Consider the following 7083-nt stretch of genomic DNA (forward strand, 5'->3'; position numbering starts at 1 on the left):
TCCACTATTACGGCTAAGTTCTCTATAAACTGAGCTTCTATGGCAGTCGATGGCAAGGGCAATGTTTTTTATTGATACACCTTGTTCTAAAAGGGCTGAAATCTGGTATCTTTTCCCTTCAGTCAATTGTTGATACTTCATGTTGGAACTGCTTGTTTCTTTGGTCAGAAGAGCATACCAATCTCAACAATTGGCTGTCTTCCTCAGTCCTACCAATGAAGTGTCGCACTTATTATCTGAATTCGGGATATATTAACTATATGTTACTGAATCAAATTAAGAAAAAAGTAATACGTATTAGAATATGTTAATACCAGAGATAAGCTCGATTTGTTAAATATTACAATATCAGCCTTAAGCTGAGCAAAACACGGGCTTTGTCGCGTAATTCAATGGAACTAAAGCAAGAGCCTACGATCTGATGAGCTACGTCCACTCTCTCTTAGCCCTATGCCTAAACCTCGTTACAAAACAACCAACTGGAAGCAATACAACCAATCACTCATTAACCGTGGCTCTCTGACTTTTGGGATTGATGAAGAGGCAATAAGCGGGTGGGCGCAAAGCAAACAGAATAAGCGCGGGAGGCCACGGCGGTTCAGTGATTTAGCTATCACGACAGCACTCAGGGTGAAACGGATTTTCTATGCCACTGGGAGCGCTGCAAGGATTTATCGACTCGATATTTAGGTTAGTCCATGTACCGTTAAGTTGACCGCATTACACCTGCATCAGTCGTAGAGCCAAGCAAGTTGAGGTCTCATTTAAGACTAAAACGAGAGGGGCGATACAGTACCTAGCCATTGATTCTACTGGCCTTAAAGTTTATGGCGAAGGTGAATGGAAAGTCAAAAAGCACGGGACAGATGTCAAGCGTAGAGTCTGGCGAAAACTTCATATTGCCGNAAGGATTTATCGACTCGATATTTAGGTTAGTCCATGTACCGTTAAGTTGACCGCATTACACCTGCATCAGTCGTAGAGCCAAGCAAGTTGAGGTCTCATTTAAGACTAAAACGAGAGGGGCGATACAGTACCTAGCCATTGATTCTACTGGCCTTAAAGTTTATGGCGAAGGTGAATGGAAAGTCAAAAAGCACGGGACAGATGTCAAGCGTAGAGTCTGGCGAAAACTTCATATTGCCGTCGATACAAGCAATTATGAGATCATTGCCGCCGAGCTTAGTTTATCAACGGTTACAGATGGAGAAGTCTTCCCGAACTTACTGAAACAAACACGCCGAAGTATCTTTGAGGTGTCTGGTGATGGCGCTTACGACACGGGAGCGTGTCACGCTGCGATTCAGATTAAGGGAGCCACTGCGCTCGTTCCCCCCAAGAGAAGGGGCAGCCTTCTGGGAGCGTGCTCACCCTCGAAATCTCACCGTGGGTTACCAGAAATTATACGGCTCAAATAAGTACTGGAAAGAGCGGTATGGATACCACAGACGTTCACTCTCAGAAACGGCGATGTATCGAGTTAAACAGTTGCTAGGAGGACGATTGAGCTTAAGAAATTACAATGCACAGGTGGGTGAAACTTACGCGATGATAAAAGCGTTGGACAAGCTTACTGGGTGAGGTATGCCTGAAACTTGTCGTATTGACTAAGAAATACGCGAAACAGGGTGGCTCTATCTCTAAATTTAATTACGCAACAAAGCCATTACGAATTTACACAACTCTTCACATATATTCATTTTTATATTTAAAAGGGAATATTTTGTTATTATTTAAATGTAAATCTATAAGGTTCTTTGTATTTCATTTATGATAAATTCTTCATATTGAGTAGGGTTTACACTCAATGTTCATCTAAAATCATATAATCCCTAACATTACTTAGCGATTTTTCACCTGTCACGTATCAAAATAAATCGATTATGTACACTGTTTTTTTATTTTGTTCTGCTTTTGTGGTCTAATTTATTGATTACATTATTTAAATTTAAATTTAAATGCTTACTCTTGATTTATACATAGAAAAACCTTGTCTCATATTTGAGAACTTCAAGGTTATATTGATTTTAACTATTATAAATAAATATAAATTAGGGCATTATCTCCTCTGCTTTTTGAGCGTCAATATGGGACTGTGTTGCTATCCAATTGATTTTTATGTAATTGTTTTAATTGAACATCGCGTGCAATTATTACTTCATCGTTCGTATTTCGTATAATCATCCTGAGGACTTGTTCTATGTATTCACGTTTTTTTTATTTTATTAGCTCCAGTATTACTTGCCGCTTGTAATTCATCTTCTGATGGAACAAATACTCATACACAAAATTTAACACCTAAGCAGATTTCAAATTTAATGCAACAACCTGTAAGTACATTGACAAATCAACAGATACAGACGTTATTAAATCAGCCGAAAGGTGTATTAACCAGTCAATAAATAACACAGTTAAAAAATCAAATCGGCGGATTAGGACCGGTTACAAGTAAGGTTGGTGGAATCAACAATTCGGTACAACCTACGCCTAAAGGTAATATCTTTACTGTAATTAATGGTTTGCTTGAAAATGCTAATGCTTCGCAGAACAGTACTTTCAAACATTATGACAAGATAGCAGTGTCAAACAATGTGCCTTTGTTTGGAGGGGCAGATATCGTTAACACACAAATACAATTCTCGACATCACCATCCCCTGCTATAGGAGGTCCTGCAAAAGCGACCATCATCATTCAAAATGGGAACGAGTGGCATTGTTATAAATCGACGCAATTGTCTGCTCAACGTGATGCTAATGTTCTTACCGTTGACGGGAATATTGCAGAGTATGCGTATGGCTATTCTGCTACTGGCCAGAAATGCAGTAATAATTTGCTTGCCTCATATGAGTTCAAAAATGCAAAAATGGATGCAAAGTTAAAGTTGGCACAGGTTGGAACAGTCTTTTCTATTGATTCATCTGGAGCTAAGAGCGCACTACACACATATGAATTCTTAGCAAAAGCTTATGGTGAACAACTTGAAGATAGTTTTGGACCTGCCTGGTTATCTATTCAAGGGCCACATATAGTAGCGGCTGCGAATAATGTCGGAAATGCATTGTTTAATGTGGATAATAATGGATTGATTACGTTATCTGTAAGCAATAATGTTAACACTGACGTTTATGATTTCAATGCACTGACAGGAAGTAAAATACTTGATGGTACAGTGTTTGGGAGCTCTCCAGGTGGTAGTGTAGCTAGCAAAAACTGGTGTAAGATCGTTAATATTCCTAAGGGCGTAACAAGTAGTGCTATTGAGTATCAAACTGTGATAGCAACAAACTGCGCGCGCTCTACAGCACGTTATTGCGATTCGCACGGGAAAGATCCAGCTGGTGTCTACCCAGCCGTTTCACCAGTCGCTTGGAATGATAGTTTGAAAACTGATGCGCAAATCACCTCAGATGAACAATATAACCGAAATGCTCAAGGTCATTGGGGACAGCTTAATGCGCAAAACGCATTCGTATTAGAATCTAAATCAGCAATTATTCCAATTATTGGTTACACAGAGCCTAGAACTGACGGCAACAAAAATAATGCAGGCCATAGCAGTTGGGCTGGACACGAAGGGCATTGTCAGAACGTTATGGGAGCAGGTCATACTATAGTGGGTATTGCCTCTAGAGACGCTAAGCCCTCTGCTAAAGCAGGTATTCAGTCATTTTGGGCTCAAGATTTTAAATGATAATTTGTGCTAATCCTGTTCTGAATTGATAGCTACGCTTTTTAATTAGGTACTTGTCATCTTGAATCTGGGCTAGATTTCTGCTAGCCCAGATAGAGCGTAGTTAATCAGAATAGACTCATCCTATAAAGTTAATGGTGCGCCTAACCCAGTAAGCTTGTCCAACGCTTTTATCATCGCGTAAGTTTCACCCACCTTTGCATTGTAATTTCTTAAGCTCAATATTCCTCCTAGCAACTGTTTAACTYGATACATCGCCGKTTCTGAGAGTGAACGTCTGTTGTATCCATATCGCTCTTTCCAATACTTCTTTGAGCCGTATAATTTCTGGCAACCCACGGCGAGATTTCGAGGGTGACCACGCTCGCGTGTTGTAAGCGCCATCACCAGACACCTCAAAGATACCTCGGCGTGTTTGTTTCAGTAAGTTCGGGAAGACTTCTCTATCTGTAACCGTTGACAAACTAAGCTCGGCGGCAATGATCTCATAAGTGTTTGTATCGACGGCAATATGAAGTTTTCGCCAGACTCTACGCTTGACATCTGTCCCGTGCTTTTTGACTTTCCATTCACCTTCGCCATAAACTTTAAGGCCAGTAGAATCAATGGCTAGGTACTGTATCGCCCCTCTCGTTTTAGTCTTAAATGAGACCTCAACTTGCTTGGCTCTACGACTGATGCAGGTGTAATGCGGTCAACTTAACGGTACATGGACTAACCTAAATATCGAGTCGATAAATCCTTNGGGGGAACGAGCGCAGTGGCTCCCTTAATCTGAATCGCAGCGTGACACGCTCCCGTGTCGTAAGCGCCATCACCAGACACCTCAAAGATACTTCGGCGTGTTTGTTTCAGTAAGTTCGGGAAGACTTCTCCATCTGTAACCGTTGATAAACTAAGCTCGGCGGCAATGATCTCATAAGTGTTTGTATCGACGGCAATATGAAGTTTTCGCCAGACTCTACGCTTGACATCTGTCCCGTGCTTTTTGACTTTCCATTCACCTTCGCCATAAACTTTAAGGCCAGTAGAATCAATGGCTAGGTACTGTATCGCCCCTCTCGTTTTAGTCTTAAATGAGACCTCAACTTGCTTGGCTCTACGACTGATGCAGGTGTAATGCGGTCAACTTAACGGTACATGGACTAACCTAAATATCGAGTCGATAAATCCTTGCAGCGCTCTCAGTGGCATAGAAAATCCGTTTCACCCTGAGTGCTGTCGTGATAGCTAAATCACTGAACCGCCGTGGCCTCCCGCGCTTATTCTGTTTGCTTTGCGCCCACCCGCTTATTGCCTCTTCATCAATCCCAAAAGTCAGAGAGCCACGGTTAATGAGTGATTGGTTGTATTGCTTCCAGTTGGTTGTTTTGTAAAGAGGTTTAGGCATAGGGCTAAGAGAGAGTGGACGTAGCTCATCTGATCGTAGGCTCTTGTTTTAGTTCCATTGAATTACGCAACAAGGCCTCATCGGTGCACCATTATCTGAGTGAAAAACCAGCGCTTGATTGAAGCATTGCTCTCACATCAACGTTCGTTGCAGAAGTTGTGACGCCAACTCACCGCATTCATGATCATACACTTCATAACCAACAATTTTTCGGCTGTAGATGTCCTCAATGACATATAGGTAATAGTGTTGCCTCGAACCCTTGAAGGTAAGTAAGTGATATCCCACGTCTAGACTTGGTTCGAGTCCGTCGCTGTCTAACTTGTTGGCTTCGCTTGCTTCTGTCTGCTCCGCTGACGACCTCGTTTGTGGAGTTGCCCCTGCGTACTCAGTATTCGATATTTGCTCGACTCAAAGGCGATATACTCACCTCTATCAAGCAGTGTCGGGAGGATTTGAGTTGGAGGTAAGCTTGCGAACTCAGAACGGTGACACACCTCGATAATCGCATCACGCTCTTCCGGCGACAGCTTGTTAGCAGGCTCAGGTCTGATGCATATTGGCCTTTTGTCAGCTTGAACTTCACCTTGCTGATACCAGCGACGGTACGTTCTCAGTCTATTTGAACTTCATGTCAGCTGGCTCTAAACGACATCCGTATTGCTTCGCTTCAAGGATAAGAGTCACTAGGGTCTGCCTTTCATCGGTTGAGGTTAGTCGCCCTCTGGCTCTTCCCCGTAAATGGCTCTCGGCTTCCTGCTCTTTACTCGGCTTAAACCCTTGCATACATTCGCTGCGCCAGCTTTGGATTTGTTCTGGAAAAAGACCTTTTCACGACAATATTGGCTGAGTTCACTTTCTGTCATTGAATCGGTTTCAGCTACAATGGCAAGTTTAGTTTGAGCAGACCACTGCTCTGATGAAGTGTTGCTATCTGGCACAGCGGCTCCTGAACGTCTGAGTTACTGCCGCCAATGATACAGGGTCGCAGTGCTAATTCCTTCCTCTTCCGACACTTATTTAACTGACATCGAATAGGGAGGCAATAGCTTCTTCAATATCGCTTCTTTTCTTTCTACTGAGATACGAGACACAACTACTCTTCATCGCCCAAACTGGTTAAATTCTAACAGTGACAGCTACCCTGCTAGTAAGCGCCTGTTTGCCCAAGTTTCAACTATAGGTGATTTAGTGTAAACGCGGCCTGTGAGCGGGAGTGATTTTTAGTCTAAAGTGAACGAATATAGGATATTTTAGAAGCGTTACTTGACGGATTTACGAATAACAAACTATAGTCAATTTGATAAGTCAATCATTAGCAAATTTAGTCTGCGTTATGATTAAGTTATTGATATCAGGTTATTTAATGAATGAATATCGGAGTTTCTAGGGTTCAAACCCCTATCCCTCCACCACATTAAAGAAAGCCGCTGAGAAATGATGTGACCCCGTAAAGTTGGACATTTCTGTTAAGCGGCTTTCAAGGCCTGAGTTCGATATTCTATCGGAGTCAGGCCTTTTAGTTTCACTTTTATACGTTTGGTATTGTAGTACTCGATGTATTCTTTAATTTGCTCTATCAGAGCAYCTGCATCTTCAAAGCTTTGGTTGTGATACATCTCTGTTTTGAGTAAAGCAAAAAAGTTTTCAGCAACCGCATTATCCAAGCAGTTACCTTTTCTCGACATGCTTTGTGTTAACCCACTCTCCGCTACCTTTTTTTGATACTGTCGATGACGATATTGCCAACCTTGATCGCTATGTATAATTGGCTTTGAGTTGGGTTTAAGCTTTGATATGGCTTCCGTCAGCATATCCGTGACAAGCGGCAAACAGGCATTTTTGGCCACTCTATAAGCAACCACTTCCTGAGTAAACAAGTCTACAACGGGAGACAAGTATACTTTCTGCTCTTTTACTTTGAACTCCGTGACATCAGTTACCCATTTTTCATCGGGTTGAGTCGCACTAAAATCTCTTTCAAGCACGTTAGGAGCTGCT

4 protein-coding genes and 5 pseudogenes are annotated in these 7083 nt (G+C 42.0%); 3 read left to right on the forward strand and 6 right to left on the reverse strand.

Annotation, left to right across the window (positions count from 1 at the left end; all coding sequences use genetic code 11):
- Window positions 1–141, reverse strand: a 141-nt coding sequence (locus L1D55_RS26415; RefSeq protein WP_239918043.1) for a helix-turn-helix domain-containing protein, incomplete at its 3' end; no start/stop codon positions are given.
- Window positions 142–450: 309 nt separating this feature from the next.
- On the opposite strand from L1D55_RS26415, the pseudogene L1D55_RS26420 reads away from it, so the two are divergent.
- The 3 genes and pseudogenes from L1D55_RS26420 to L1D55_RS26430 form a co-directional block, all read left to right on the forward strand.
- Window positions 451–904, forward strand: a pseudogene (locus L1D55_RS26420) (IS5 family transposase); the annotation flags it as partial.
- Between the two features lie 4 nt (window positions 905–908).
- A pseudogene (locus tag L1D55_RS26425) lies at window positions 909–1581 on the forward strand (IS5 family transposase); the annotation flags it as partial.
- Between the two features lie 938 nt (window positions 1582–2519).
- A complete protein-coding gene (locus L1D55_RS26430) occupies window positions 2520–3692 on the forward strand; it encodes a hypothetical protein (protein WP_239919438.1) in 1173 nt (390 codons plus the stop codon).
- Window positions 3693–3815: 123 nt separating this feature from the next.
- Here the strand turns inward: L1D55_RS26430 and L1D55_RS26435 are convergent.
- From L1D55_RS26435 to L1D55_RS26455, 5 genes and pseudogenes are all read right to left on the reverse strand, one after another.
- Window positions 3816–4371, reverse strand: a pseudogene (locus L1D55_RS26435) (transposase).
- A gap of 59 nt (window positions 4372–4430) precedes the next feature.
- Window positions 4431–5082 (reverse strand): annotated as a pseudogene (locus L1D55_RS26440) (IS5 family transposase); the annotation flags it as partial.
- Between the two features lie 135 nt (window positions 5083–5217).
- Window positions 5218–5696, reverse strand: a pseudogene (locus L1D55_RS26445) (IS3 family transposase); the annotation flags it as partial.
- Window positions 5697–5795: 99 nt separating this feature from the next.
- A complete protein-coding gene (locus tag L1D55_RS26450; protein ID WP_102463808.1) occupies window positions 5796–6023 on the reverse strand; it encodes a hypothetical protein in 228 nt (75 codons plus the stop codon).
- Window positions 6024–6551: 528 nt separating this feature from the next.
- A partial coding sequence (locus tag L1D55_RS26455) for an IS3 family transposase (protein ID WP_239919439.1) occupies window positions 6552–7083 on the reverse strand: 532 nt, incomplete at its 5' end.

It is taken from the genome of Vibrio sp. Isolate22 (genome assembly GCF_022398115.1).
GTDB lineage: Bacteria > Pseudomonadota > Gammaproteobacteria > Enterobacterales > Vibrionaceae > Vibrio.